The organism is Lacinutrix salivirga (assembly GCF_053604675.1).
In genome coordinates this window covers 1-296 of sequence record NZ_JBSHNP010000102.1, presented here as the reverse complement: position 1 = coordinate 296, position 296 = coordinate 1, and the positions used below count along the sequence as shown (strand labels likewise).

The window sequence follows — 296 nt, the reverse complement described above, 5'->3', positions numbered from 1 at the left end:
GAGTCTTCGCTTGGTAGTAGGGTTAAACTAAATGCTGTAGTGGTAGGACAGGCACCATTTGTTGTGTATTCTATTATATAGGTCGCACTTGGTGTTCCCATTGTCACTTCGCCTGTGGCCATATCTATTAATGCGCCATCGGTTACTGGTGTGCTGAAATCGAAACTGCCGCCTGGCGTGACTACCGAACCTGCATCTACTGTGCCGCCTACACAACTTGATGTCATGGTGAAGGTGGAATCGTCTTCTACTGTAGAGGTAACTGTTTCTGTGCTTGTTGCCGAGCAAGCTCCCGA

The 296-nt window shown here is 48.3% G+C and carries 1 protein-coding gene; it reads right to left on the bottom strand.

All coding sequences use genetic code 11. The annotated features are described in order from the left end of the window. On the bottom strand, positions 1–296 hold a 296-nt coding region (locus ACVC5O_RS07350; protein ID WP_452220830.1), incomplete at both ends, for a hypothetical protein.